24 protein-coding genes are annotated in these 24902 nt (G+C 71.4%); 7 read left to right on the top strand and 17 right to left on the bottom strand.

Translation table 11 applies throughout. The annotated features are described in order from the left end of the window. Nucleotides 1-28: 28 nt before the first annotated feature. The 12 genes from ACFCY1_RS00155 to queC all read right to left on the bottom strand — a co-directional run bounded on the left by ACFCY1_RS00155 (nt 29) and on the right by queC (nt 8953). Nucleotides 29-646: a PIG-L deacetylase family protein gene (locus tag ACFCY1_RS00155; protein WP_375872934.1), complete on the bottom strand. Its 618-nt coding sequence runs from the start codon at nt 644-646 to the stop codon at nt 29-31. Further along, a complete protein-coding gene (locus ACFCY1_RS00160) occupies nt 643-1506 on the bottom strand; it encodes a 5'-3' exonuclease H3TH domain-containing protein (protein ID WP_375872935.1) in 864 nt (287 codons plus the stop codon). The genes ACFCY1_RS00155 and ACFCY1_RS00160 overlap by 4 nt, the downstream gene beginning before the upstream one ends. Further along, complete coding sequence (locus ACFCY1_RS00165) at nt 1506-2639, bottom strand: glycosyltransferase family 4 protein (RefSeq protein WP_375872936.1); 1134 nt, start codon at nt 2637-2639, stop codon at nt 1506-1508. Before ACFCY1_RS00165 ends, ACFCY1_RS00160 begins: the two co-directional genes overlap by 1 nt. Beyond that, nucleotides 2636-3193, bottom strand: coding sequence for a phosphoribosyltransferase (locus tag ACFCY1_RS00170; RefSeq protein ID WP_375872937.1), 558 nt, complete (start codon nt 3191-3193; stop codon nt 2636-2638). Before ACFCY1_RS00170 ends, ACFCY1_RS00165 begins: the two co-directional genes overlap by 4 nt. Further along, nucleotides 3190-4137 (bottom strand): radical SAM protein, encoded by a 948-nt coding sequence (locus tag ACFCY1_RS00175; RefSeq protein WP_375872938.1) that lies wholly within the window; start codon nt 4135-4137, stop codon nt 3190-3192. The genes ACFCY1_RS00170 and ACFCY1_RS00175 overlap by 4 nt, the downstream gene beginning before the upstream one ends. After that, entirely contained in the window at nt 4134-5174 is a 1041-nt protein-coding gene (locus ACFCY1_RS00180; protein WP_375872939.1) for a glycosyltransferase family 2 protein, read from the bottom strand. The genes ACFCY1_RS00175 and ACFCY1_RS00180 overlap by 4 nt, the downstream gene beginning before the upstream one ends. Then, nucleotides 5171-5614 (bottom strand): hypothetical protein, encoded by a 444-nt coding sequence (locus tag ACFCY1_RS00185; protein WP_375872940.1) that lies wholly within the window; start codon nt 5612-5614, stop codon nt 5171-5173. The genes ACFCY1_RS00180 and ACFCY1_RS00185 overlap by 4 nt, the downstream gene beginning before the upstream one ends. After that, nucleotides 5611-6174 carry a formylglycine-generating enzyme family protein gene (locus tag ACFCY1_RS00190; protein WP_375872941.1) on the bottom strand — a complete coding sequence of 188 codons (564 nt, stop codon included), beginning with the start codon at nt 6172-6174 and terminating at the stop codon, nt 5611-5613. Before ACFCY1_RS00190 ends, ACFCY1_RS00185 begins: the two co-directional genes overlap by 4 nt. 11 nt (nt 6175-6185) lie before the next feature. Then, nucleotides 6186-6968, bottom strand: a complete 783-nt coding sequence (locus ACFCY1_RS00195) for an RNA-directed DNA polymerase (RefSeq protein ID WP_375872942.1) — start codon at nt 6966-6968, stop codon at nt 6186-6188. Between the two features lie 160 nt (nt 6969-7128). Next, entirely contained in the window at nt 7129-7836 is a 708-nt protein-coding gene (locus ACFCY1_RS00200; protein WP_375872943.1) for a 7-carboxy-7-deazaguanine synthase QueE, read from the bottom strand. A 2-nt stretch (nt 7837-7838) separates the two neighbouring features. Continuing rightward, a complete protein-coding gene (locus ACFCY1_RS00205) occupies nt 7839-8240 on the bottom strand; it encodes a 6-pyruvoyl tetrahydropterin synthase family protein (protein WP_375872944.1) in 402 nt (133 codons plus the stop codon). Further along, nucleotides 8237-8953, bottom strand: coding sequence for a 7-cyano-7-deazaguanine synthase QueC (queC, locus tag ACFCY1_RS00210; protein ID WP_310593086.1), 717 nt, complete (start codon nt 8951-8953; stop codon nt 8237-8239). The genes ACFCY1_RS00205 and queC overlap by 4 nt, the downstream gene beginning before the upstream one ends. 412 nt (nt 8954-9365) lie before the next feature. Here queC and ACFCY1_RS00215 point away from each other — a divergent pair, with 412 nt between their 5' ends. Continuing rightward, the gene (locus ACFCY1_RS00215; protein ID WP_375872945.1) at nt 9366-10676 is read left to right on the top strand and encodes a helix-turn-helix transcriptional regulator; all 1311 of its coding nucleotides are present in this window, start codon (nt 9366-9368) and stop codon (nt 10674-10676) included. On the opposite strand, the gene ACFCY1_RS00220 is transcribed toward ACFCY1_RS00215, so the two are convergent. After that, complete coding sequence (locus ACFCY1_RS00220) at nt 10654-12393, bottom strand: prolyl oligopeptidase family serine peptidase (RefSeq protein WP_375872946.1); 1740 nt, start codon at nt 12391-12393, stop codon at nt 10654-10656. The two genes, ACFCY1_RS00215 and ACFCY1_RS00220, sit on opposite strands and share 23 nt — an antisense overlap. A gap of 721 nt (nt 12394-13114) precedes the next feature. Here ACFCY1_RS00220 and ACFCY1_RS00225 point away from each other — a divergent pair. Further along, nucleotides 13115-14161, top strand: a complete 1047-nt coding sequence (locus tag ACFCY1_RS00225) for a PIG-L deacetylase family protein (protein ID WP_375872947.1) — start codon at nt 13115-13117, stop codon at nt 14159-14161. 209 nt (nt 14162-14370) lie between these two features. Here ACFCY1_RS00225 and ACFCY1_RS00230 read toward each other — a convergent pair whose 3' ends face one another. Continuing rightward, on the bottom strand, nt 14371-15528 hold the full coding sequence (locus tag ACFCY1_RS00230) for a hypothetical protein (RefSeq protein WP_375872948.1): 1158 nt from the start codon (nt 15526-15528) through the stop codon (nt 14371-14373). Nucleotides 15529-15767: 239 nt separating this feature from the next. On the opposite strand from ACFCY1_RS00230, the gene ACFCY1_RS00235 reads away from it, so the two are divergent. From ACFCY1_RS00235 to ACFCY1_RS00255, 5 genes are all read left to right on the top strand, one after another. After that, complete coding sequence (locus ACFCY1_RS00235) at nt 15768-16970, top strand: nucleotide disphospho-sugar-binding domain-containing protein (RefSeq protein ID WP_375872949.1); 1203 nt, start codon at nt 15768-15770, stop codon at nt 16968-16970. After that, nucleotides 16967-18211, top strand: a complete 1245-nt coding sequence (locus ACFCY1_RS00240) for a hypothetical protein (protein ID WP_375872950.1) — start codon at nt 16967-16969, stop codon at nt 18209-18211. The genes ACFCY1_RS00235 and ACFCY1_RS00240 overlap by 4 nt, the downstream gene beginning before the upstream one ends. A 79-nt stretch (nt 18212-18290) precedes the next feature. Next, nucleotides 18291-19046: a TylF/MycF family methyltransferase gene (locus ACFCY1_RS00245; RefSeq protein ID WP_234348545.1), complete on the top strand. Its 756-nt coding sequence runs from the start codon at nt 18291-18293 to the stop codon at nt 19044-19046. Further along, nucleotides 19043-19798, top strand: coding sequence for a tRNA-dependent cyclodipeptide synthase (locus tag ACFCY1_RS00250; protein ID WP_375872951.1), 756 nt, complete (start codon nt 19043-19045; stop codon nt 19796-19798). The genes ACFCY1_RS00245 and ACFCY1_RS00250 overlap by 4 nt, the downstream gene beginning before the upstream one ends. Further along, a complete protein-coding gene (locus ACFCY1_RS00255) occupies nt 19795-20994 on the top strand; it encodes a cytochrome P450 (protein ID WP_049655872.1) in 1200 nt (399 codons plus the stop codon). The genes ACFCY1_RS00250 and ACFCY1_RS00255 overlap by 4 nt, the downstream gene beginning before the upstream one ends. A gap of 205 nt (nt 20995-21199) precedes the next feature. Here ACFCY1_RS00255 and ACFCY1_RS00260 read toward each other — a convergent pair whose 3' ends face one another. From ACFCY1_RS00260 to ACFCY1_RS00270, 3 genes are all read right to left on the bottom strand, one after another. Beyond that, a complete protein-coding gene (locus ACFCY1_RS00260; RefSeq protein WP_375872952.1) occupies nt 21200-23014 on the bottom strand; it encodes a trypsin-like serine protease in 1815 nt (604 codons plus the stop codon). Nucleotides 23015-23623: 609 nt separating this feature from the next. Continuing rightward, nucleotides 23624-24166 (bottom strand): hypothetical protein, encoded by a 543-nt coding sequence (locus tag ACFCY1_RS00265; protein ID WP_053112263.1) that lies wholly within the window; start codon nt 24164-24166, stop codon nt 23624-23626. A gap of 268 nt (nt 24167-24434) precedes the next feature. After that, on the bottom strand, nt 24435-24734 hold the full coding sequence (locus tag ACFCY1_RS00270) for a hypothetical protein (protein ID WP_143204551.1): 300 nt from the start codon (nt 24732-24734) through the stop codon (nt 24435-24437). Nucleotides 24735-24902: the final 168 nt, after the last annotated feature.

A 24902-nucleotide genomic window follows, 5' to 3' on the forward strand; every position in this document is an offset into this window, starting at 1 on the left:
CGGTAGGTGGGCCGCGAAGTGCGGCGTGTCAGAGGTGGGCGGCGCTCGGCAGACAGCCGAGGATCGGTACAGCGGTGAACGCCTCGGCGTACCGGGTTCCGATGCGGGCGCCCCAGAGCCGGCCGAGGTTCTCGGCCATGGGCCCGAAGTGCTGCTCGATCGGCTGGCTCACGTGCTCGCGCAGCGCGGCCATCTTGGTGTCGAAGGTCGCGGTGGCGTCCACGATGACGTCGGCGCGCACCGGGCCGTCGAGAGTGAGCGAGTTGTAGGTGTCGCAGGTGTAGAAGCGGCTCGGCCGGCCGGTGGCGATCCGCGGCTCGGGCACGGCCGCGAGCACGGTGGCGGCGACGGCCCGGTGCTCAGGGTGGACGTCGTTGAGCGGGTGGGTGATGACGACGTCCGGCTCTGCCTCCAGCAGCACTTGCTGCATGGTGGCGTGGTCGAGCCGGGGCACTTGGCGTAGTTCGGCGCCGAGGACGGTGGCGCCTTTGCAGGCCTCGGCGTCGCGGAGGTCGTCGCGGTGCGGGACGACGATGGTGACGGCGGCGCACCGGGCGTGGAGGGCAAGGGTGGCACCGGCCCACAGTTCGGCGTCGTCGGGGTGTGCGAAGGCGGCCAGGAGCGAGCCGGGCACGGCACTGCTCACCACAGCTCCAGCTTCTCGACGACGTCGGCGGGCTTCGGCAGCTGGGGGCTGGACTCGCCGCGGAGGACGACGGGAACGTCCAGGTCGCGGCGCACCGTGATCATCGCCTCCCAGCGCAGCACGTCGGCCCAGGCGGTGGTGATCGCGGCGCCCTTGGCACCGGTAAGCCGACCGGAGCCGGGCAGGTCGCGCAGTGGCATGCCATCGCGCAGCAGGGTGGCGGCGACCTTCGGCCCGATGCCGCGGACGCCGGGGATGTTGTCGGACTTGTCGCCGGTCAAGGCGCGAAACGCTGGCCACTGGGCGGGGGTGACACCGAACCGGGCGAGGACCTCGTCGGCGGTGATGATCCGCCGGGAGGACTTCCGGGAGCGGTTGAGGACGCGCACGCGGTCGTCGAGGAGCTGGTAGAAGTCCATGTCCCGAGACATCACCAGAACCGGCCGGGATGCGGCGGCCCGGGTGGCGAGGGTGGCGATGACGTCGTCGGCCTCGGCGTTCTCGATCTCAACCCACCGGATCCCGTACGCGTCCAGGCCGTCCTTCACCGGGGCGAGGAACTGCAGCGGCTTGAGCGCCTCCGGTGTTGCCTCCCGGTTCGCCTTGTACTCCTGATCAGTGGCCACGCGCTCGGCTGTGCCGTGCTCGCCGTCGAAGACGACCAGGACCTCGGGCTGCGCGACGTCGAGGTCGTCGCGGACCGAGGCGCGAAGCAGGGCGAAGAAGGCGAACAGGCCGGTCAGTTCGCGGGTCTTGTCGCGGGAGAAGATCGGGGCGGGGAAGCCGAAGGTGCCGGCCCACAGAAGGTTGAATCCGTCGACGAGCAGCAACGGCGCAGGGGTTGCTGGGGTTTCGGACATCACGACACCGCCTCCAGGAAGAAGTCAGCGATTCGGCGCGGCTCGAACTCGGCCGCTCTCCGATACACGGTCTGTGTAGTCGCGGCGTACAGTATGTCATCTTCCAGCAGGGTTCGTGCCGCTTTGTAGAGAGCGGTCGGGCCGTCGTCGTGGTCGACGAGGAGGTGGTCGCCGTCGCCGGTCGGGCTGATCAGGGCGGGCAGGTTGCCGACCCGGTAGGCGACGACTGGGGTGCCGACGCTCATCGTCTCCAGCGCGACCAGGCCGAAGGTCTCCTTGTGGCTGGGAACGATGACCACCGCCGCGCCGGCGAGCCAGGGAAGCACCTCATCCCAGGCCAGCGTCCCACGCAGACGGACGTTCGGGGTCCGGGCGGCTGCTTTCCTGCAGGCGTGGAGGAGTGCGGACTGGGATCCCGTGCTGTCCTCGAACCCCGCTTCGGCGAGAGCTACTTCGAGGGGCCGGTCCCAGCCGGAGGCGGCCTCCAGCAGGTCGAGTACGCCCTTCTCCGGCCCGAGCCGTGCGAGGACGCGTACCGGGCCGCTGCGGCGCAGTTGCTCGCGGAGCTTCGGGGCTGGTGGGGTCACGGTGGGGTCGGGCATGAGTGCGTTGGGGACGACGCGGAGGTTGCAAGGGCCCCAGCCGGCCAGCTCGTCGCGCATGACCGCGGAGGGCACGAGGACGCGGGTGGCGCGGGCGAGTGCGGGTCCGGCGTCGAGGGTGTGCGGTTTGACGTGGGCGGCGAGGGCCCGACGGACGTGGCCGGGGATGTCGCCGCGAAGGCGGCCGAGGCCCCACAGCGCGTCGGTGAACAGGACGGTGTCGATGCGGTGTTCGGTGATCAGGTCCCGGATCTGGCGGGTCAGCCTGGTGTCCTGGTAGGTGACGGCGCGGCGCAGTACGTCGTCGTCGCACGGGAACTGGACGTCGTCGAGGCGCAATCTGGCGATGGTGACGCCGGGGAGGCCGGGGCCTTCGGGCTGAGGTGCGGCGGTGGCGATGACGGGCCGGTGGCCGTTGCGGGCGAGGCCGAGGGCCAGTGCGGCCGTCGCGCGTTCGATGCCGGCCGGGGCGTTCGGGGTCCAGGAGACGAGGACCAGCAGAACGCCGCGGGAGGCGGGGTGGGTGATCACCGGGCGCTCACCCACTTCAGGGCGGGGACGGGCTGGGTCTGGCCGCTGTGCGGCGTCTCCCAGGGGAAGACGACCCAGTCGTCGACGCTCCAGGCCCACCGGTCGGGGGTCTGCGTGCACCCGCGGTTGCGGAAGAGTGCCGCCGTCATGATCTCGGCGGAGTAGTCGAGCCGGTCGTTCAGCGCATTGCTGACGGCGGTGAACGTCGCTCCGGTGCCGACGATGTCGTCCACGAGGAGCACTGTCCCGGACAGGCGTCCGGGCAGGGAGTTGGCGAGCTGGACCTCGACGTCGCCGGTGGCCTGCTGGAAGGGGGCGTCGCTCTTGTTGTGTTTCGCGGTGACCGTGTGAAGCGGCACCTTGAGGTAGTCGGCCATGAGGCGGGCCGGTTTGATCCCGCCGGAGGCGATGCCGATCACGTAGGTCACGTCCGGGTCGATCCCGACGACGGACTCGGCGATCAGGCGGGCCGCGTCGAAGCACTGGTAGTGCGTCGGTGCGAACGGGACGCGCTGGGCGAAGACCCGCCTTCCGGCGCGCGAGGAGCTGGTCATGAGGAACCCTCGGACGTGGGCAGGCGCAGGTCGGACGGGCCGGTGACGGGGACGAGGGCGGAGATGCCGGTGGCGCCCCGGGTGTTGCGCCAGGCGTAGCCGTCGGCGCGCAGGACGGTGAAGCCGCCTGCGCTGGTGCGGGTGCGCAGCCGGACCCGGACGCCGTCGGGGACAGTGAGCGGGCTGACGATGTCCTGGGCTTGCTCGTCGGTGAGCATCTGTTCGGCGGCGAGGGCGGCGCCGTCGCCGATGGGGAGCATCTGGAGGAAGGTCACCCCGCCGGCGCCGAGTTGGGCGGCGCGGTCCAGCAGTTCCTGGGCCTCGTGCTGGTTGGACTGCATGAGGACCATCTGGAGCTGAACGAACAGGCCTTCGTCGACGGCGGCGCGGATGCCCGCGACGGCGTGCCGGTAGCTGTCCTGGCCGCGCCAGGCGTCGTGGGTGGTCTCGGTGGCGCCGTCGAGGGAGACGCGGATCGCGTCGAGGGAGTCGGCGAGTTCCTCGGCGCGGCGGGCGAGGTGCCAGCCGTTGGTGGTGCAGCTGACCACGCTGGTGCCCTGGCGGCGGATCGCGCAGGCGAGTTCGGGCAGGTCACGGAGGAGCAGCGGCTCGCCGCCGGAGATGTCCACGCCCAGCACCCCCGAGGCGGCGATGTGGCCGGCGAGGACGCGCCGCTCCGCCGCGGTGGACTCGCGCACGCTCTTGTCGTCGAGGCACTGCGGGCAGTCCAGGTTGCAGCGCACGATCGGGGACCAGCACATGCTCAGCGGGTATTCGAGCGCGAGCGTCGAGGGATCCGCCTCGGGCCAGGCGGCCACCTGCTGGTCGTCCAAGGCGACGCAGCCGGCGGGCAGCGGCTCGGGCGGCAGGTGGTTGGTGCCCACCGCGGGATCGTGCACGACGGTGGTGCCGTCGAACGTAGCGGCAGCGAAGGCGCGGATCATCGGGTGATCACCTCGGCGTCGGTCAGGTGCTTTCCGGCGGCGGCGACAAAAGCGTCGCCGCGGTCGGTGGGGGCGGGGAGGGACAGCAGGTGGCGGTAGTGGGCGAGCGTCGCGGGCCAGGAGGCGAGCTTGGCCTGCCACTGGGCGGCGGCGTCCGGCGGGTCGAGGTGGAAGCCCACGGCCTGACGCAGCGGGACCACGAGGCAGCCGGAGGCGATCAGGGCCGCGCCGAGGTGGGTGTCCCCCATGCCCCAGCCCAGCGCCCCGAACTCCTCGTCGAAGCCGCCGACGTCGACCAGCTGCTTGCGCGGAACGGCCAGCAGCGCGGTGACGACCATCCGCGGCAGGTCCCAGTCGTAGTAGGACCGGCCGTACCCGAGGGTCTGGAAGTCGTTGGTGGCGTCCAGCGGGCGCCCGTCCAGTGCGTCGGCGAGCGTGAGGCCGGAGTATGGCAGGACCTGACCCACCGGGGGTTTCCAGGTGACGCGGTGGTCGGCACTGAGGAGCGGGGGCGCCTTGGGCAGCAGCGGCTCACCGCAGGGCGACGCCCGGTAGGCGACGTTGTGCCGGAACCCGGTCAGCACGGTGTCGGCCGCGGCGCGCACGGCGACATCGGCGAACACGTGCGGGGGCAGCACCATGTCCGCGTCGACGAACAGGACGGTCGCTGCCTGGGCGAGGCGGGTACCGGCGTTGCGCGCCGCTGCCGAGCCGCGTCGCTCGGCCAGGCGCACCGCGGTGGTGACCACCGGGTGCCGGCGGGCGATCTCGAACGTCGCGTCCGTGGAGGCATCGTCCACGAGGATCACCTCCACGTCGGCCGCGTGTTGCTGCGCGCCGAGCGCGTTCAGCACCGTCGGCAGGGCGTAGGCGGTGTTGCGTGCCGGGATCACGACCGACATCGTCCGGCCGGCGGCGGCTTGCGCAGGGGTGGGCTGGTGCCAGTTCAGGCCGGTGCGCTCGGTGAACCCGGTGGTGAAGTACCGGTGGGCGTTGGCCTGGGTCTTGAGTGCGTCCGTGAGGCTGATGTGCGTCACGGCCACCTCCATTCGTCGAGCACGGCGGCGGCCTGGGGCCAGCCGCGGGGGTCGGGGATCCAGTGCAGGACCGGGCGCTCCGGCAGGGCCAGGAGGTCGGCGAGCAGGACCAGGTAGTCGGGTTCGAGGACCAGCAGTACTCGTTGCGGGACGCCGTTGGCGGTGAAGTCGCGCCGCAGTTGCCCGTTCACGATCAGGCGCAGTCCTTCGGCCCGGTCGGAGCCGAGGCGCTGGTCGTACGAGGCGATCAGGTCGTCCGCACGCAGCAGGCCGAAGGCCGCGGACAGGAAGCGGATCCGGCTGCGGGCGTGCGGGTGATCGGCGAAGCGGGCGTGCAGCTGAGGGGCGATGCCCCCGGTGTAGCGCTCCAGGGCTGGCAGGAGGCCGATGTCCGGTGTCTTGCGGCGTGAGCAGCCCGCGATCACGAGGTCGCCGATCACGCCGCCCTCACCACCCGGAAGCCGATGCCAGGCGAGCTGAGCTCGGCCGGCGCGGCGTTCAGGAACGTGCACCGGGCGTACAGCGGCAGGGAGTTGTAGGAACCGCCGCGGATCACGAAACCGTCGCCGATCGTCTTCGAGGCGGTCCACTCCCAGCAGTTGCCCGCCATGTCCCACAGCCCGGTCGGGGTCCGGCCCCGGGGGTGGGAGTTGACCGGGGTGAGCCTTCCACAGAGGTCGCGCAGGTTCGCTCGTCCCTCCGCCGGCTCCTCGTCTCCCCACGGGTACCGGCGGCGCTCGGGCCCGGAGGCCGCCCACTCCCACTCCTTCGACAGCGGCAGCCGGCCGCCCAGGTCTGCCGCGATCCGGGCCGCCTGCGCCTGGGCTACCCCGACCAGCGGCCGGTGGTCCGGATCGAGGCCGAGCTGGGCCGGGGTGACCGGGGTCGCCGTCCACTCCAGGTCGACCACACGCAACGGCTTCTGCCGGTCACCGAACAGGCACACACCGCCCGGCACCGGCACCCAGGCGAGCCTGTGGCCGACGAAGTTCATCGTCATGGCTGCCCCCTTCATCCGGCGATCAGGAACAGGTCTTCGGCGTTCACGCCGGCCCAGACCTTGGACTTGGCGAGGTTGGGCCGCAGCCCACAGCGCGCCAGCGCGCCGGTGATGGCTTCGAGGGCCTCTCCGGCCTGCTCGGCGCCGCCGCAGAAGACGCAGTAGTTGTCCGCGAACCGCACCGTGCGCAGCCCCGCAAGCCGCGCGTCCGCCCGCGACAGCCGCAGGTTGATCAGCAGCGGCGCGAGCGCCGTGCCCGGGACGAGCGGACACGGCAACGGCTCCAGCACCCGCTCGAACAGCCGCAGGAACGAGCCGTCCGCCACGTGCTCGGCCAGCCAGTCGGTGACCTCGGCCGCGCACGACCCCTCCGACACCCGCCGCACGTCCACGTCCGCCACCCACCGGAAGCCCTCCTGCAGGTGCCGGTCGGAGTCGCGCAGCGCCGTGATCCGGTTCCGCCCGGCCCGGTAGCCCGAGACCCAGTCGGCGAACGCCCGCTGCTCCAACACAGGCTCGACCGCAGACCGCATCGCCCGCTGGACGACCCGGTCCACCACCGTTGGGATCACCGAGGGCATCGCCTTGCCGGTGTACGTGGTTATCGCCACTTCGCGCAGCGGGCCGGGCCTCCAGGAGCCCGTCCGCAGCTCCTCGGCCAGGACCTCCAGCCGGCTGTCCATGCCCTGCCGGAACTGCGCCCAGCTCGTCCCGTCGGCACCCGGTGCTCCGGCCCGGCGCATGCAGGCCCGTGCGGCGGCCTTCAGATGCCGTGGATCGACGAGGAACGGCATCAGCGAATGGGCGCGCGGAGTACGGGAGTTGGCTATAGTGGTCTGTGCCTGGACGGCATGCAGGATCCCGCTCCCCTCTGCACCACATACTTGGCCGCTACCCAACACGCGCGGCCTCGGGGAGCCGGAACGACCGCGCCGTCCAGGTGCTTCGCTGCTCTCACCGGCCACGTTCGGCCTCCCAGAGCAGCGTGTGCAGCCGCGGCGTCAGGTTCCAGCCCCGCCCCAGAACCTCGTCCGCCAGCTCCCGCATCGTGCGCAGGACCACCGCGCTGTTCGCCCCCTCCGGCATGACCCACACCTCGGGAAGCGAGAACTCCTCTACCAGGGAGGTGACTTCGTCGAGCTGGCCGGCCTCGTGGACGACGAACTTGAACCGGGCCTTCCCGCAGGCGGCCAATGCCTCCAGCGCCTCCGGGACGATCCGCCGGTCTCCAGGCGCGGCGAAGGCCGCCAGCTTCGGCGACACGTTGAACGCCGCGACCGACTCGACCAGCTCCGGCCGCGGGACGATGGTGCCGTTCGTCTCCACCTCCACCCGGCGGCCCGACAGCAACTGCATCAGGTCGACGAGCTGGGGCTGCTGGAGCAGCGGCTCACCGCCGGTGACCACCACCAGCCGGGGAGAGCGGGCCATCACCCACGCCGCCAGATCCTCGACGCCGTGCCGCGTGGACACCTCCCGCGGGTCGAACCGGGACCAGTCCCACGTTTCCGGGGTGTCGCACCCCGGACAGTGGAGGTTGCACCGCGACAACCGGACGAACAGCGACTGCTGCCCGACGCTCGGACCCTCGCCCTGGAACGTCGGCCCGAAGCACTCCGCCACCAGCAGACCCCTGCCGCCGACGACCTCACCCCCGGACACGCTCACCGCTCCTCCAGTACGAACTCGGCCCAGCTGCTCGCCGTTTCCGAAACCCGCACCGACACCAGCCGGCCCGGCAACGGCGGCTCCACGTGCTCCACGAACCAGCTGGCCAGCCAGGCGGCGAGGTTCTCCGACGTCGGCGCGACCGACAGGACGTCGTTCAGCACCCGGTGGTCGAGCGTGCTGTCGATCAGCTTCTTCACCGGGGCGAGCTCGCCGAAGTCCGTGACGAACCCGGGCGGCACCAGCCGGTCGGCGGTGAGAACGAACTCCACCGCGTAGGAGTGACCGTGCATCCGCGCGCACTGGTGCCCCTCCGGCAGATCGGGCAGGGAGTGGGCCGCCTCGAACCGGAACGTCTTCCCGATCCGGTGTCGGCCGGGCACGACGACCCCGTTCATCGGGCCACCCCCGTTGGCGCGGTGGCGTACTCGGTCGGGTCCTCGACCTCGGCGAGCGCGAACGCCTCGATCCGCTCGGCGCACGTCCCGCACGTCCCGCAATGCAGCTCGCCGCCGCGGTAGCACGACCAGGTGTCCGCGAACGGCACACCGACCTGACCGGCGACCCGCACGATGTCCGCCTTCGTCTGGTCGATGAACGGCGCCAGCAGCCGGAAGCCCTCGGCGATGAACCCCTCGTTGCCGACCCGGGCGACTTCGCCGAACACGTCGAAGAACTCGGTGCGGCAGTCCGGGTAGACGGCGTGGTCGCCGGCGTGGGCACCGAACGCCACCGCGTCCGCCCCCACGGCGACCGCCGCACCCACAGCGACCGAGAGCATGATCGCGTTCCGGTTCGGCACCACGGTGCTGCGCATGCTCTCGGCGGTGTAGTGGCCGTCGGGCACTTCGACAGCCGGGTCCGTCAGTGCCGAGCCCGACAGCAGGCGGCCGAGACCGCTCAGGTCCACCACCTCATGGCGGGCGTTCAGGCGGCCAGCGGCCTGGCGGGCGAAATCGAGTTCTTTCCGGTGCCGCTGCCCGTAGTCGAAGGAGAGCAGCGTGAGCCGGCTGCCGCTGTCGGCGAGCCAGTAGGCAACGGTGGTGCTGTCCAGCCCACCGGAGGCGATCACCACCGCGTGCTGCGGGGGAGCGTGTTCAGTCATCTCCATACGTCTTCCTTGTAGTCCTCCGCTGTCGGAGGTCGGAGTGAGTGCTGTCACCGTTCGTCCGTGACGGGCCCGGCGGGCGGGCCGACGACTCACGGACGGACTCGAACCGGTCGTGGCTATCGGTTTCCTTGCCTGGAAAGCTGTGGAGCCTGACGGGGGCGCCGCCCGAGCACGGCCGGACAGCGTGCCGACGCCCAGGTGCGTGCGGCTCCGTGGCAGTGCGTAGGGAGGAGCCCGGTCCAAGGTGCGAAATCCTTGGGGGCTCATACGGAAGCACCTGCCAAGCACGGTGGAACAGTGCAGACTTGTGGCAACGTGCGGCAGTGATGTTGAAAAGGCGCTGATGACCTGCGCGGTTGGCGCACCAGGAACTCTTGGGGAGAGCGCGATGGCACGATGGGGACGGCTCGCCGTGCAGCGCAGGGCCGCCGGCTACACCCAGGAGCAGTTGGCCGCGCTGATGGACGTTGACCGCACAACCGTCCACCGCTGGGAGAAAGGCACGGCGACGCCGCAACCGTGGCAGATGCCGAAGCTCGCGAGGTTGTTGAAGGTTTCCGCGGCCGAGTTGCGTTCCCTGCTCCCCGGAGGATCGGATGCGGTCGGTGGGCCGGCCGCCGTTCCGGAGAAGGGTGACGGACGAGCGCAAGCGGCGAACCAATTCAGCCGGGGCGAGCAGGAGGTGACGCCCGTACGGTCGCCTCTGGCACAGGTGAGCGGTCTGGTCGTCGACTGGCTGTCCATCAGCTCACCGACCGAAGCGACCGCGTTGGTGCTGCCGGTGACCGAGTCCGACCTCGGCGCCGCCGAGGGAATGCTCGACCTGTTCCGTCAGCTCGATCACACGCACGGGGCCCGGCAGTACCAGCGGCAGGTCAGCTCCTACATCGACAACGAACTCGAAGCGCTTCTCCGTCGCCCGGTCGCGGACGAGTCGGTCGCTCGTCGGCGGGCGGGGCTCACAGCAGGATTCTGCGAGCTCGCCGGATACCAGGCCGTCGACACCGGAAACCCCGACCAGGCCCAGGCCTACTACCGGCGCGCGCTCACCCTGACAGCTGTGACCAACGATCAGGCGTACAGCGCCTACCTCGTGGCGGTGAACCTCGGGCACCTCGCGCTGCACTGTGGAGAGCCGGAGACCGCCCTGCGCTGGGCAGCCTCGGCCCAAGCGGCGGCCGGAACCGCCGCGAGCCCGGCAACCCGGGCCGCGATCACCGCTGTCGTGGCCCGCGCGAACGCCAGGATGCGCCGGGAGGCCGAGGCGACCGAGCTGATCATCCAGGCCGAGAAGCTGCTCGACACCGTTGACCACCAGGACGAGCCCACCTGGATCCGCTACTTCAACCACGCCTACCTCGCGGACGAGGTGGCCCACTGCCTCCACGACCTCGGTCGTGCCCCGGCTGCGAGGAGTCAACTCGCCGAGGCGCTCAGCGGAGTGGGGGAGGACAGGGTCCGCCGGCGGGCGATCGACGCCGCCCTGCTCGCCGCCACCTGGCTGCGCACTCGAGACCTCGACCGGGCGTGCGCGGCCGGCCGGGACGCCGTCGCCTACGCGGCCAGGACGGGGTCAGGCCGGTGCGTCGAGCGGGTGGCCGGCGTCCTGGCCGAGCTGCGGGTCCATGCCGACTGCGCCCCGGCCCGGGAGCTGCGCGAGTTCGCCCGGGCCGTGCTACCCGAGGCCGATGACATGGCCGTCAAGCTCTTGGGCGGCTCATGAGGCGGCGGTAGAAGTCGAGTTCGGCGCGGAGGGCCTGTTCCCGGGCGGCGGGCGCCGACAGGTAGTGGTCGCCGTCCTCCAGCAGCAGGCTGTCGTGGTCACCGCCGAGGGCGGCCAGATCCTGGGCGAACCGCATGGCCTCCTCGGCGGACGTGATGGTGTCGGCGGTGCCGTGAATCACGAGTACGGGACAACGGATCCGTTCCGGCGTCACCGCTCCGGCAGGCCCGCGGAGGGCGGCCGCGTGGGGGCGCTGGAACTCCGGGACGGACAGCTCCCACCGTGCGGGGTCGATGATCGCCGAGGTGGCCGTCGCACCGGCGAACGGCCCGGGACGACTTGCCGCCTGGAGCGCCGTGTACCCGCCGGCGCTCGCGCCGCTGATGAACATCGCCCCGGGCAGTGCCACGCCGGTCGAGCGCAGGTGCTCGGCCACCGCGGCGCAGTCCTCGACGTCGTACTCGCCCCAGTGGCCGTGCAGCATCTGCCGGAAGGTGCGGCCACGGCCGGTGCTGCCCCGGTAGAGGACCTCGGCGACGGCGAAGCCGTGGCTGACGAAGAACTGGGTCGTCCAGTCCAGCCGCAGGGGCACATCGTCCGTCGGACCGGGGTGCGCCCGCACCAGAAGCGGTACGGGCGCCGCTGTTCCCGAAGGCCGGTGCAGCAGGAAGCGGACAGGACCGTCCGCACCCGGTGCTGTGTCGAGCGACGGCGGGACGGGCGTCCAAGGCGGAACCGCCCCTGACCGGGTGCCCACCGGGACGGCCGGGGCGTCGGCTTGTGCTGCGAGGTCGAGCGACCAGAGCCCGGGGGCGGACGAGGGGGAGGAGCCGATCACGGCGAGCCGGCCTTCGTCGACCGCGATGTACGGCTTCACCGAGGTGAGGTTCGGGCCGAGCCGGCGCCGACCGCCGGTGGGATCGACGGCGACGAGTTCGGCGGAGAACCCGTTCAGGACGGTCAGCACGACGGCGCCGTCGGGGGCGAATCCGTAGGACTGGTAGCCCGCTTCCCAGGGCGCCGGCGCGCAGTCCGCATCGATGGGCAGGACCGGCGTCACCGTGTCGTCGCGAAGCCGGTAGAGGTTCCACCAACCCGTTCGGTCGGACATGAAGTACAGCAGTCCGTCCGGCCCCCAGGACGGCTGGAGCACGGACTCCGAGGAGCCGCCTGCGACGACCCGGCCCGCTCCGGGGCGGCCGGAACGGATGTCGGCCAGCAGGAGGCGGCAACTGTCCCAAGGCATCTGGTCCCGGCTCCACTCCAGGTACGCCAGGGCGTCCCCGGCGAGCCGGGGGCAGGAGAGGAACTCGGAGGAGCGAACCAGGATCTGAACGTCTCCGGCCGGAGTCACCGCGACGATCTCGTCCGCAGCGCCGTCACCACGGACCGCGAAGACGCTGCCGTCCGGGCCCGGAGTGAGGTCGCCATAGTGCTCGGAGCCATGGATGGACACGATCCTGTCCGGCGCGCGGCCGAGCGGTTGGCGGAAGAGGGAGCCGCCGTCCCCGACGAACCACACCGCGCCCTCCACCACGGCGAAGCTGCCGCCGCCGTAGGCGTGGAGCTCACCTCCGACTGAGAAGTCGGACGGTGTCACCGCGAAGGCGTTGCCGGAGCCCTCCGAACACATCACGCGCCGGACGCCGCCGTGATCGGGGTCGGACTGCAACCACCACAGCGAGCCCGCCACGGCCTGGAGTTCGTCGTACGCCACGACCTTCCGCGCAACCCACGCGGGTGACAACCCTGTGTCCTGAGACCTCATGAAGGGGATCCTGCCGAATCACGCCGGTAAGTGCCACCGCCGCAATGTGACCGGTACACGAGGTTGGGTGCCCGGTCCGAGTGCGGAGGGAGACTGGGAACCCCGAGCACCGCTGAGCGGCCGTCCACGGCTCGGCCGAGCAGAACGCGTGCGGGGTATGCCCTCGTGGGGTGAAGAACCCTCGCCGTCGTGAAGACGTCCTCAGCACAGCCGATGCAACCCGCACCCGGGCTTGGTCCTCGCATGTTTTGAACTGCGGCTTCGTGCTCCGGCCGGCACCGACCCCGTGAGGACGAGCCCCGCGCTGTGCGCCAGCGCCGGGCGCCGGCCCGCCGCTGCTGGCCGGACGAGCCTCGGATGCCGCCGCACGCGCCCGCCGCTTCCCGTGCTCCCGCACGAACGGGCAGGGCGAGGCGTCCGGCGGAGCGGATCCGGCGGCCGTGGAGCCGGTACGGCGTACCAGCACCCCCGCCGATGGGCGGGGTGGGACCCGGGAGCACGGTGCCGGGCGAGGGTGGGAGCGGGAGTGCGGTCCCCGTTCCGGTGGGTGACGCCGGGTGACGGGTGCGCTCTGTAGCGTCGGGGGCGTGACCTGGTGGTTCGTCCGCCGTCACCGTCGACTCCCGTTTCCCGTGCCGCCCCGTGGGGCCGCTGTCCAAGGAGCCTGCCCATGGCCGATCGTCACTTCCTCCACCGCTTCGACTCCTCCGCTGCCACCGGCGACGGCGGGCCGGGGTACGGGCCGGCCCGGTGGGGCCGGCAGGAGGCGGCAATGGTGGACAACGGAGGGGCGGGTCTGTCCCGGCGACGGGTGCTGACGGCGGGGGCGCTGGCCGGGGCCACGCTCCTGGGTACCGGTCTGTCGGGGGGCAGGGCGTCGGCCGCGTCAGCTCCGGCGATCTTCTACTCGCCGCACCAGGACGACGAGGCGCTGGGTCTGGCCGGGTCGATCCTGGAGCACAAGGCGGCCGGACGGCCCGTGTACCTGGTGCTGGTGACACGGGGTGAGAACGACGGGCTGGCGAGGCGGATGAACACCGATCCCTGTCCGATGACCACAGAGGACCGCCGGCATCCGTGCGTGGCCCGCGGCCACCACGGGCTGAACTGGCCGACCATACCTGCGAGCGCCAGTGACAGCGTCATCGTGCCCGCCCGGACCGCCGAGTTCATGGCCTCGGCGGCCCGCCTCGGCGTCGACAAGGTGATCAACCTCAAGCTCCCCGACTCCGCGTGGGGCGGGGACGACGCCTTCAAGAAGTTCACCAGCACGGTCAAGTCGAAGATCGCGTCCATCGCGGATCAGTACCCGGGCGCCTCGCACAAGTTCACCGCGGGCTGGCTGGAGGTCAGCGCGACCCACAAGGCGATCACCGACGCGGCCGTGCAGCTGGCGAGGGAGGGCAAGCTCACCGATGTGCGCTTCAACTTCGTCTACGCCTACGACCACGAGCTCCCCGACCGCAGCAGGGGCGCCGCCTACGTGTTGAACATCCCCGACGCCCACATGAAGACCAAGCTCAAGGCCATCGCCTGCTACAACAGCTGGGATCCGTCCAAGAACCTCTACGCGCTCGGCTACCACAGCGTCCCGGAGAAGCTGGAGGGCGCAGCGGCCGACCCGCACGAGTACGTCTTCGCCCTCCCCAACAACAAGTACCAGTACGGGGACATCGGCCGCAAGGACAACGGCAAGCCGCAGTGGGGGTGGTCCTGACGGGGCCGCCGGGCGCGGTCCGGTGCCCGGGACGGTCGGTCGCCGACCGCCCCGGGCGGTTCGTTTCCTGACCGCCGGTCGGGACTGCGAGGTGATGATCGCCGACCCCGGTCGGACGCACTGTCGCACCCTCGACGAGGCCCGCGCCGTGCTGGGGTCCGCCTGGCTCTTCGCCGGGCTCTGCCTGTGGAACGAGCGGTGTTGCGGACTCAGTGGCGGATCCAGCCCGGGATCCCCCCTTCGGCGTTGCGGCCCTTCTCCAGGAACGCGATGTTGCGGTAGAGGTGCATTCCGGCCAGGGACGGACCGACTCCGCCGGTGGTCTTCAACGGCTGCTCCTCGTAGTGCAGGTCGTCGACGAGCCGTTTGACGAGGCCGAGCGTGGTGCTGTCGCACGCCTCCGGGTCCTCGTTTCCGCCGAAGCCCGGGGCGTAGGAGGTCCACAGGTCCTCGATGACGTAGAGGCCTCCGGCGCGGACGTGGGGGAACAGCGCCCGGAATGTTGTCCTGACGTGTTCGTTGATATGACTTCCGTCGTCGATGACGATATCGAACGGACCGTGCCGTTCGGCGATTTCGATCATCTGGGCGGGGTCGCTCTGGTCCGCCTTCAGTGTGTGCAGGCGCTGTTGGTCGAGGCCGCTCTTGTCGTACAGGTCGACGCCGAATACCAGACCGCGCGGGAAGTAGTGTTTCCACATCTTCAATGACCCGCCGCCCAGGGTGGGGTGGTCGTATCCGCCGATTCCGATTTCGAGCACTCGGACGGGTTGGTCGCGCAGCTGGCGCAGGTGGCGTTCGTACAGGGCGGCGAACCAGTGCAGGCCGCCCCACTTGTCCGAGTCGTGGCGCAGGGCCAGCCGGGCGAGTCCGGGGTGGTCGGAGGAGCAGCCGGTGAGGATGGTGCTGGCCGCCGCCATGATCGAGCCGAGCGGGCGAACGCCCTCCACTGTCATGGACTCCGGGACGAACCGCAGCTCGGTCCGTCGGTTCGCCGGCCCGCCGGGCGCGGACGGCCCGAACAACTCCCGTACCAGGTCGAGCACATCGTATTCGATGCGGAAGAGTGCGGCCGGGCCGTCCGCACCGTTCAGGCCGACCGGTCGACCGGCTTGGACGAGAAAGGAGGTGCTGACCCGCTCCTCGCCGCGCGTGACGTCCAGGTCGACGGTGACCGGATCGGTGTTGCCCGGTGGATCGCAGCGGAACAGGATCTCGTCGACCAACACGGCCGTGAGGTCGGCCAGTTCGAAGGAGTGGACGACGGAGTGCAGGGAGCGGGTGTCGTCTCCGGCCAGCCTGAGACATTCGATGGGTGTGGCCGAATCGGCTTTCCTGTCCGCCATGGGATCCGAGAATGTGCTCATCACATGAAATCCCTTTGTCCGAACTCTGTTGGAATGACCGTCGCGTGACACGGTCTCGTGTCCGTTGCTTCCGGTCAAGCTCCCCCGGAATGCGCGTGCCAGGCAATCCGGTGCGATCGGTCCCGGGGTGACGGTCCCGGCCCGGCGTACTTGAATACGGTGTGGCCGAGCTGGACAATCCCAACGAATCACGCCGAATTCGGCGGTCCTCGATGCCTCCAGCCGGTTAGGAGCACTTCGTGCGCATCTTGTTCGTGGTGGCACCCGGGGTCGGCCACCTCATGCCTGCGGTGCCCACCATGTGGGCGGCGCAGTCGGCCGGTCACGAGGTACTCGTGGCCGCGACCGGACCGAGCCTGGACATGGCCGCGCGTTCGGGCCTGGCCGCCGTGGACGTATCCGACGGCGACGCCGCCGACGCCTACCACCGGCTCGGTGTCCGGGTCACGAAGAACCGGCCGGACCGGTACGACCTGTCCGACGCCTGGCGCCGGTTCACCGGTGCGGCGGGCCGGCCGGGCCCGACGGCCGCCGATCGGCTGGACCCCGCGCGCGAGGACGTCGCCGCCCTGGTCCTCGGGGTGGGAGGCCGGATGGTGGACGGCACCGTGGACCTGATCCGCCGGTGGCGCGCGGACCTCCTGGTCTTCACGACCTTCCTGGCCGGCGGTCAGCTCGCCGCCGAGGCCACCGGAATCCCCTGCGTGATGCACGGGATCGGGCTGCCCTACCCGTCCTTCGCCGCGGTGCTGAGCGCACTGGAGGACGTGCGGGCACGCCACGGGATCACCGGTGCGCTCACCGATCCGGTGGCGACGGTCGACCTGTGCCCGGAGAGCCTGCGCCCTCCGGACGCCAAGGCCGGATGGCCGATGCGTTACGTGCCGTACAACGGCGGTGCCGTGCTGCCCGACTGGGTGAGCGCTGCGCCGCGGCGCCCACGCATCTGCGTCACCTGGGGATCGGTGCTTCCCGCGGTCGGTGGAACCCCGGTCCTGCGGGACGTGGTCGACGCGCTGGCCGCCGCGGACGCCGAGGTCGTCCTCACCACGGGTGGGGCGGACCTGTCCGGCCTGGGGCCGCTCCCGCCGAACCTCCGTGCCGTCGACTGGGCGCCGCTCAGCGCTCTGCTGCCGAGCTGCGCCGCCGTCGTCCATCACGGCGGGTCGGGCACCACCTTCACCGCACTCGCCAACGGGGTGCCACAGCTGGTCCTGCCCCAGGTGGCGGATCAGCCGGTGAACGCACAAGCGGTGGTGGAGCGGGGGGTGGGGGTGGCGTTCCCCGACCGGGACATCGACCCCGCGGCACTCGCCGACGGGATCCACCGCGCACTGACCGACCGGCGGATCCGAGAGGCCTGCCGGCAGGTCCGGGAGGAGATCAAGGCCATGCCCGGCCCCGAGCAGGTCGTCCGACAGCTGGTCGAGGCCGCGTCATGACCCGCACCGGCCCTGGACCGGTCGGCGCCCCGACCGCGGCACCGGTCGGCGGCGCCCCCACGGGCGCGGTGGCTGGCCCCGGCTGGCCCGCGATCGAACCGCTGCTGCGCGCGGCGGCCGACGAGCACCGGCTGGCGCGGGCCGTCGCCGACCTCGGGCTCGACCGGGTCGCGGAGGTCGTCGTCGAGGAACTGGCCGTGCGGTGCGATCCGGTGCCGGTGGACGGCGCCGCGCACCTCGCCTTCGAGCTCACGTCGGGCGGTGAACGGGCCTGTCGCCTCCTCACCGTCGACCGCGACGGGCTGACCTCGAAGCGGGACGGCTGGCAGGCGGCGCCGGTGCGGATCACCCATGACGCCGTCGACCTCCTGCGCGGCCTCTACGGCCCCGGCACCGATCGTCGGACCAGTCGACGGGTCACCACCTGCGCCGAGCTGAATGCTCCAAACCCGGCCCCCGGTGGGCTCACCGCGATCGTCCGCGAACGCCAGCGGCTGGCGGTCGCGGTCCAGGCGGTCGTGGCCGCCTGCCAACGGCACCCGGTCGACCTCGGCGGGCTCTCGACCCGGTTCGGCTCGGACAAGTGGGCCGACCTCCACTGGTACACCCAGCACTACGAGCGGCACTTCGCCCGCTTCCGGAACGCGCCGGTCCGAGTGCTGGAGATCGGGATCGGCGGCTACGACGCACCCGACCAGGGCGGCGCGTCACTGCGCATGTGGCAGCGCTACTTCCCGGCGGGACTGGTCCTCGGGCTCGACATCGTCCCCAAACCCGGTGTTCGGGGCCCCCGCATCGCCACCGCCGTCGGGGACCAGGGCGACCCCGGACTCCTGGACGACCTCGGCCGTCGGTTCGGGCCGTTCGACATCGTCATCGACGACGGCAGCCACCTCAACGCCCATGTGCGAGCCTCCTTCACCGCCCTGTTCCCGCACGTGCGGCCCGGCGGGCTGTACGTCGTCGAGGATCTCCAGACCGCCTACTGGCCCGGCTACGGCGGCACCGCCGGCCCCGTCGCCGGGCCCGGAACCTCGGTCGGCCTGCTCAAGCAGCTCGTCGACGGCCTGCACCACCGGGAGTGGGTGCCACCGGCGGCAGCGCCCGGACCGTCCTACGCCGACCGGCATGCCGTGGCTCTGACGATCTACCACAACCTCGCCTTCGTCGAGAAGGGCGTCAACTCCGAGGAGGGCGCTCCCGACTTCATCGACCGCGGGTGGTCCGCACCACCAGCGTGACGTCCGCCAAGCCCTCCGGACCGATCTTGACCGATCTGGACCGATCCGGACCAGAACCGACCTGCCAGGGAGACAGCCAGTGGATGACTGCGACAGTGACGGGCACCTCTACCTGGACCTCATGAAGAAGGTCCTGACCAATGTCATCTACCAGGACGGTGGGCTCACTCCGGACGGACCGACCGGCTACCAGGCCGAGGAGCGGCACGGAGGGTTGGACTGGCCCGCTGCCGCGCACACGATGATCGGAAGGGAGCGGCTGGACAACCTGCACGACTGCCTGGAGCGGGTCGTCGCGGACGGCGTCGACGGCGATCTCATCGAGACCGGCGTCTGGCGCGGCGGGGCCTGCATCTTCATGCGTGCCTTCCTGAAGGCGCACGGCATCACCGACCGCCGCGTGTGGGTGGCCGACTCCTTCACCGGCATCCCCGAGGTGGGTGCGGACGGGCACCCCCTGGACCGCGAACTGGCCCTGCACGAGGCCAACGGGGTACTCGGCGTGCCCCAGGAGGAGGTGGCGGAGAACTTCCGCCGCTACGGGCTGCTGGACGACCACGTCGCCTTCCTCCCGGGCCGGTTCCGGGACAGCCTGCCCCAGGCGCCGGTCGAGAAGCTGGCGCTGCTCCGGCTCGACGGCGACCTCTACGAATCCACCTGGGACGCCCTGACCCACCTGTACCCCAGGCTGTCCACCGGAGGGTTCGTGATCATCGACGACTACGTCATCCCGGCGTGCCGGGCCGCTGTGCACGACTTCCGTGAGGAGCAGCGGATCGACGACCCGATCCGACGGATCGACGTCTGCGGCGCGTACTGGCGGCGGAGCCTGTGATCGCGGTCCCGGCGGAAGCCGTCACGGTCCACCCGCTCAACGAGCAGTCGCGGGAGATCCTCGACACCGGTGAGGCCGCGGTGTTCGGACTGAGCCCGTTCAACGGGTTCTACCGGCCCGCGACCGTCGAGACCCTGCTGGCCTGGGCCGCCGGAAGGTTTCGGCACGTCGAAGCCGTCCTGCCCGGCTACGAGATGGCCTTCGGCCTCATCGCCTGCGGGCGGGCACCCCGGGAGGCCGCACAGAGCGCGACCCGGGCCGTGCGCAGGATGCGCGCGGCGGCACGGCGCGCCCTCCACGCCTCCGGCCCGAACCCGCACGACCGGGTCAACAGCTGGACCCGGCTCATCAACCGGAAGCGCTACCGCGAGCTGCGCGCCCAGGTCGACGACGCCTTCCGCTCGGACGGCCGGTTACGGGAACTGTGCCGGGAAGCATCCCGCGGCTACCTCATGACGGTCCTCGGCGGCGAGCCGACCCCGGCGCAGATCGAACTCAACCTCGGCTACGTCCTCGCCGAACTCCCGCTCGTCCTGGACCTGCCCGGCATCACGGGGACCCGGACCGCCCTCCTCCTCTACAACCGTCCCTGGCCCTTGCAGCTCGCCCTGTGGAACGGCGAGGTCCCGGCCCTGGCGCCGGCGCCGGGCCACGGCTTCGCCACCATCGCACTGGCCGTCGAGCCGGCCGTGGCACCGGCCGTCGAGCAGGCCGCGCCGCCGAACGCCGGTACCAGAGGAGCCCAGTCGTGACCCTGTCGGACACCGACATCCTCCAGTGGCCGCTGCCCGCGGGGGAGCACGGGACCCCGCCGCCGCTGTACGCCACGCTGCGGCGGGAGCGCCCGGTCTGCCCGCTGCGCATGCCCAGTGGGCAGACCACCTGGCTGCTGACCCGCCACGACGACATCACCGGAGTCCTGACCGACCCGCGCTTCTCCAGGGACCTGGTCTACCCGGGCGCGCCGCGACTGATCGGCGAGGACTTCAACTCCGTGCCCGGGGGCATCTTCAACCTGGACCCGCCCCGGCACACCCGGGTGCGGCAGATCCTCAACCCGCTGTTCAACCGGCGAGCCGCCGAACGGTACTCCACCGCCATCGCGGCGCACGCCGAGGACCTGCTGACGGCGATGGCCGCGGGAAGCAACCCCGCGGATCTGGTCAGCGCCTACACGGCGCCCCTCGCCCTGCGGGTCAGCTGCGGGCTGCTCCGCATCCCGGCGGACCGGCGCCAGGCGCTGCACGGCTGCTTCCGTGAGCAGACCAGCCAGAACGCCGACCGGACGGACGTCTCGGCCGCCACCGAGCAGATCGGCGCGCTGGCCGCCGAGATCGTCGCGGACAAGTGGTCCGCTCCCGACCCGACCGAACCGATCGGCGCCCTGATCGCGGCCCGTCAGGCCGACGAGATCACCTCCGACGAGCTGCACGGCACCGTCAGCTACCTGCTCGTCACCGGGATCGAACCGCTCGTCTCCTCGGCGTCCACGGGCATCGTCACCCTGCTCAGGCACCCCGAGGAGCTGCAGTGCGTCCTCGAAGACCCGCGGCTGTGGCCCGCCGTCGTGGAGGAGGTCCTGCGGTTCCACCACAACGGCTACCTGTCCAACCCGCGAGTCGCGTTGGAGGACACCGAGATCCGCGGCGTGCCGATCCGCGCGGGGGAGTCGGTCGTCACGCCGATGATCGCGGCGACCTGGGACCCGGATCACTACAAGCACCCCCACCGGTTCAACATCCACCGCCGTACGGACGGATCGAGGACCTTCGGCGCCGGCCCGCACTTCTGCCTGGGCGCCTCACTGGCCCGGGCGCACCTGCGGATCGCTTTCGAAGCACTCTTCACCCGGTTCCCGAGGCTCATCCTCGCGATCGACGCGGACGAACTCCCCTGGGACGAGGACAACCTGTTCACCCGCCCGCTCGTCCTGCCGGTCGCCTGGTGAGGGGGGCGACAGCGCACGGGCCGGGGTCGGCGGACTACCAGCGCGTCGTGCGGGTTCGAGCGGACCGCGACCGGATCGGTCACGGTCCGCTCGAAGGCCCTGGGCGGGAGAGTGCGTAGCATCGACGCCGCACCACAGCCCGGCGTCCGGGGCCCGCATCGCGCAGTGCGCGGCGCGGGCCCCGGACGGTGAGGCGGGCCCGGGATCAGGCGAAGGTGTTGGTGGACCAGATGGCGTTGCCGATGCCTTCGCCGCCGTCGGCCTTGTAGACGACGAGGTTGCCGTCGTCCTGGAGCTTCAGGAAGGCGCCCGCCGACCAGAAGGTGCCGGAGGCCCAGAGGCTGCGGCTGCCGTCCGCGGAGTAGACGACGGCGTTGCCGTCGGGCTGGATCCGGAGGAAGGCGTTGCCGTTGCCGGCGGTGTTGCTGTGCCACAGGACCGCGTTGTCGCTCAGGCGGTAGAGGACGAGGTCACCGTCCCACTGCATGGCCAGGCGGGTGGTCTTCGCGTACACCTGCTGGCCGGCCACGAGCTGGGTGCCGGAGCGGAAGGTGGTGGCGCTCCAGACGGTGTTGGCGACCGTCTCGGCGGCGTTCTTCTTGTAGAGCGCGAAGGTGCCGTCGTCCTGGAGCTTGAGGAACGCGCCGTTCTGGCCCCAGGTGTTGGAGCCCCACAGGGCGCCGGTGCCGGCGGCCGGGTTGCCGTCGCTCTTGTACAGGACGAAGTTGCCGTCCGTCTGCACGTACGCCCACGCCCCCTTGTTCCCGGAGGTGTTGGTGTTCCAGGTGGGCTCGGCGTCGGCGCGGCGGTAGCGGACCAGGTTGCCGTCCGCCTGCATCTCGACCACGGCGGTCTGCGACTGGAACCACTGACCGGGCTTGATCTTGGTGTCGCTGTTCAGCTTCTGGTCCAGGCGGATGGTGCCGGCGGACCACAGGACGGAGCTGCCGTCGGCCTTGACCATGGCCACGTTGCCGTCGTTCCGGAGCTTGAGGAACGCGCCGTTCTGGCCCCAGGTGCCGGAGGCCCACAGGGCGCCGGTGCCGGCGGCCGGGTTGCCGTCGCTCTTGTAGACGACGAGGTTGCCGTCCGGCTGGATGTACGCCCAGGCGCCGTTGTTGCCCGAAGTCCCGCTCGACCACAGGATCCCGTTGTCGACCTGCTTGTGGGTGACGACCAGGTCGCCGTCCGGCCGCATGGTCAGCTTCAGGTCCGCGCCGACGATCGACTGTCCGGAGGTCAGCTTGGTGTCCGACTTGACCGACACGCCGCCGGCGGCCACGGTCGAGGAGACCCATCCACCGAGGTCGTCGACGCGGGTGGCGGTCGCGCCGGTGCGGGTCTCGGTGGCCGGGGTGTCGAGGCAGCCGCCCTGCCAGGAGCGGGAGGCGACGGCGACGAGTTCGGACTTGCCGCCCGTCTCGCGGATCGTGGGGGCGCCGGTGTCGCCCTTGCAGACCGCCGCGCCGCCGGTGCCGGTGACGCTGATGCCGGTCGCGCTCACGGTACCGAGGGTGAAGGAGCCGGTGTGGGGCTTCAGCGGGGCCCACTCGTCCTTGGTGCGGCCGTACCCGGCCACCCGCAGGTTCTCGCCCGAGGTGGGGGCGGTCGTGGCGAACGCCGGCGGGGTGATGCCGTCCACGGCGGTGGCCAGGCGGGCCATCACCAGGTCGCGCTCCTGCCGCGGCACCAGCTCGGCCACGTCGGCGGACTTGGCGCCCACGGTGACGGTCGTCTTCCACTTCGGCGCGCCGGCCGCCAGCGTCTGCGGCTGTGCGGGGTCGTCGGAGAAGCAGGACGCGGCGGTCAGCACCCAGTAGTGGTCCACCAGCGTGCCGGTGCAGCCGCGCAGGGCGTCGCCGACGACGATCCGGGCGGTGTAGGCGTACGAGCCGTCGGCGGCGGCGTCGCCGGTCACCGCGCCGGCCGGGGTGAAGGAGGTCATCGTGCCGGCGGCCGCGGCGGCGGCCGCTACCAGCACGCCCGCTCGTCGGGAGCGGAGCGAGGAGTTGCGAGGCATGAACAGGGTTCCCAACGATAAGAGGTGAATTCGGGTAGCGATCGGTCCGACGTGGTCCGGCGGGTTTCCCGCCGGCGTCCTCGCCGACGATCGCGAAGCGCTGTCCTGGAGCGCGCAGGGCCTGCGGGGCAGGTCAGCGGTGAGGCTGGCCCGGCAGTTCGGGCCCGTGGTCGCCGAGGCCGGGGACGAGTGAGCCGCCCGCGTCCGACGGAGCCCGCGATCGTGCGGCCTCTGACGGGCCGCCAGGCCGTCGCCCTGCACTCGCTCGGCGGCCTGGAGCGGTACGAGCGGCAGGCCTGCAGCCGGCTCACCGGTCTGTGCGGCCGGTGGCCCATCGCCGAGCGACGGCAGCCGGCTGCCGAGGAACTCGCAGCGCAGGCCCGGCCGTTCGGCATCCTGGCGGTCGGAGTCCCGCTGTGCGGCCCCGTCGGGCTTCGTGGAGTCGGCCGCCGTCTGCGGGGTGGGCGCGGAGGGCGTTCGCACCGCTCGCGGGCGGCGGCGATGCGGGCCGCTCGGATGGTTCGGGTCCCGCTGGTCCCGGTCCCGCCACTCGCGCGGCGGGGCCGGGGCCGGGGGATCAGGCGTGCGTCAAACCGCCTGATCGGAGCCTCACTTGGAGGTGGTGAGCTCCAGCAGGGTGAACGGGCGCTGCTGCGGGTCGGTGAGCTCGCCGACCTTGTTCCAGGTGTTCGGCTTCAGGTCGTGGATCTTGGTCTCGGTGCCGTTCACCATGACCACGTGGACGGAGTAGTCGGAGGTGGAGACGGCGTAGGTCGACGGCAGCTCCAGGCTGAGCCGACCGGACGTGCCGGTGGTGGTGAAGCAGAAGCGGCCGCCGCCGACCTTGTCGGTCTCCGCCATGTTCCGGGCGTCGACCTCCAGCAGACCCGGGGCGCAGGGCACGAGGACGATGTGGCCGTCACCGCTCTTCAGCCGGATGCCACGGTCCGCGAAGATCTGGTCCGCGCCGGGGTAGGCGAAGTCCTCCACGGCCGGCGGCGGAGTGTCGTCGGCGGTCAGCGCCTTCGGAGCGGCGGCGGTGCCGCCGGGCGCGGCGGCGCTGCGGTCAGCCGCGACGGCGCCCACGACGCCGGACACCGCGACCGTGCCGGCGACCGCGCCGACGATGACCATCTTGGTGATGGAACGCATGAATAAAACCCCCTGATTAGCCGTCAATTGCTGCTGGTTCGCAGCGGACCTGCCGAGTCGGTGCACGTACCGGCGACCTGGTCGAATGGCGCTCCCGGCCACCCCCGGCCACCCCCGGCCCCGACCGGCACCATTGCTATCACGAGCGGGTCGACTTCCGGAAGATCGTTTCCCGTTTCGGAAGCATCTGGAATTCCGCCATGTTCGTATACGGCCTATATGCCCGGGGAAAAGGTTGTCGCGGGCGGGTGAGCCGTGGACCGAGCCGCTACCGGGTGGTCCAGATCGCCGCGGTCCCGAAGACGACAAGGGACACGAAGACCTGCGCCATCATGGCGGGCGGCCACGTGTTGTCCTCCGACTCGCCCCTCTCCTTCGCCTCCATCAGGCGCTGCGCGAACTTCCTGCGGTGGCCGACCATTCCCACCGGGAAGGCCACCACCGCGAACGAGTACATGGCGAGTACCGCGGCCGCGTCCATGTGCTTCGCGTAGTAGCTGCCGAGGCCGAAGACCACCATCGCGGCCGGCGCCAGCGCCATGCTGATCCGGTGCGTGCGCGTGGGCATTCCCGGCACCAGCACCGCCCAGAACACCGCGGTCGCCAGAATCGCGAGCCACCACCACGAAACGACACCAAGCCCCAACGGATACACCGCACACCCCCCTCGTTCCGGCTGTGGAGCCCGCGTCGGACGCGGGCTCCACAGCCACTGTTCTGTCACGGCCATTCGAAC

It is taken from the genome of Kitasatospora sp. NPDC056273, assembly GCF_042268845.1.
GTDB lineage: Bacteria > Actinomycetota > Actinomycetes > Streptomycetales > Streptomycetaceae > Kitasatospora.

What these genes read in the sequence shown, in the direction of transcription:
- ACFCY1_RS00190 (WP_375872941.1), bottom strand. Translation starts at nt 6,174, where the DNA reads ATGACGATGAACTTCGTCGGCCACAGGCTCGCCTGGGTGCCGGTGCCG.
- ACFCY1_RS00240 (WP_375872950.1), top strand. Translation starts at nt 16,967, where the DNA reads ATGACCCGCACCGGCCCTGGACCGGTCGGCGCCCCGACCGCGGCACCG.
- ACFCY1_RS00270 (WP_143204551.1), bottom strand. Translation starts at nt 24,734, where the DNA reads ATGCCCACGCGCACGCACCGGATCAGCATGGCGCTGGCGCCGGCCGCG.
- ACFCY1_RS00230 (WP_375872948.1), bottom strand. Translation starts at nt 15,528, where the DNA reads ATGAGCACATTCTCGGATCCCATGGCGGACAGGAAAGCCGATTCGGCC.
- queC (WP_310593086.1), bottom strand. Translation starts at nt 8,953, where the DNA reads ATGGAGATGACTGAACACGCTCCCCCGCAGCACGCGGTGGTGATCGCC.
- ACFCY1_RS00265 (WP_053112263.1), bottom strand. Translation starts at nt 24,166, where the DNA reads ATGCGTTCCATCACCAAGATGGTCATCGTCGGCGCGGTCGCCGGCACG.
- ACFCY1_RS00160 (WP_375872935.1), bottom strand. Translation starts at nt 1,506, where the DNA reads ATGTCCGAAACCCCAGCAACCCCTGCGCCGTTGCTGCTCGTCGACGGA.
- ACFCY1_RS00175 (WP_375872938.1), bottom strand. Translation starts at nt 4,137, where the DNA reads ATGATCCGCGCCTTCGCTGCCGCTACGTTCGACGGCACCACCGTCGTG.
- ACFCY1_RS00195 (WP_375872942.1), bottom strand. Translation starts at nt 6,968, where the DNA reads ATGCCGTTCCTCGTCGATCCACGGCATCTGAAGGCCGCCGCACGGGCC.
- ACFCY1_RS00260 (WP_375872952.1), bottom strand. Translation starts at nt 23,014, where the DNA reads ATGCCTCGCAACTCCTCGCTCCGCTCCCGACGAGCGGGCGTGCTGGTA.
- ACFCY1_RS00225 (WP_375872947.1), top strand. Translation starts at nt 13,115, where the DNA reads ATGGCCGATCGTCACTTCCTCCACCGCTTCGACTCCTCCGCTGCCACC.
- ACFCY1_RS00170 (WP_375872937.1), bottom strand. Translation starts at nt 3,193, where the DNA reads ATGACCAGCTCCTCGCGCGCCGGAAGGCGGGTCTTCGCCCAGCGCGTC.
- ACFCY1_RS00205 (WP_375872944.1), bottom strand. Translation starts at nt 8,240, where the DNA reads ATGAACGGGGTCGTCGTGCCCGGCCGACACCGGATCGGGAAGACGTTC.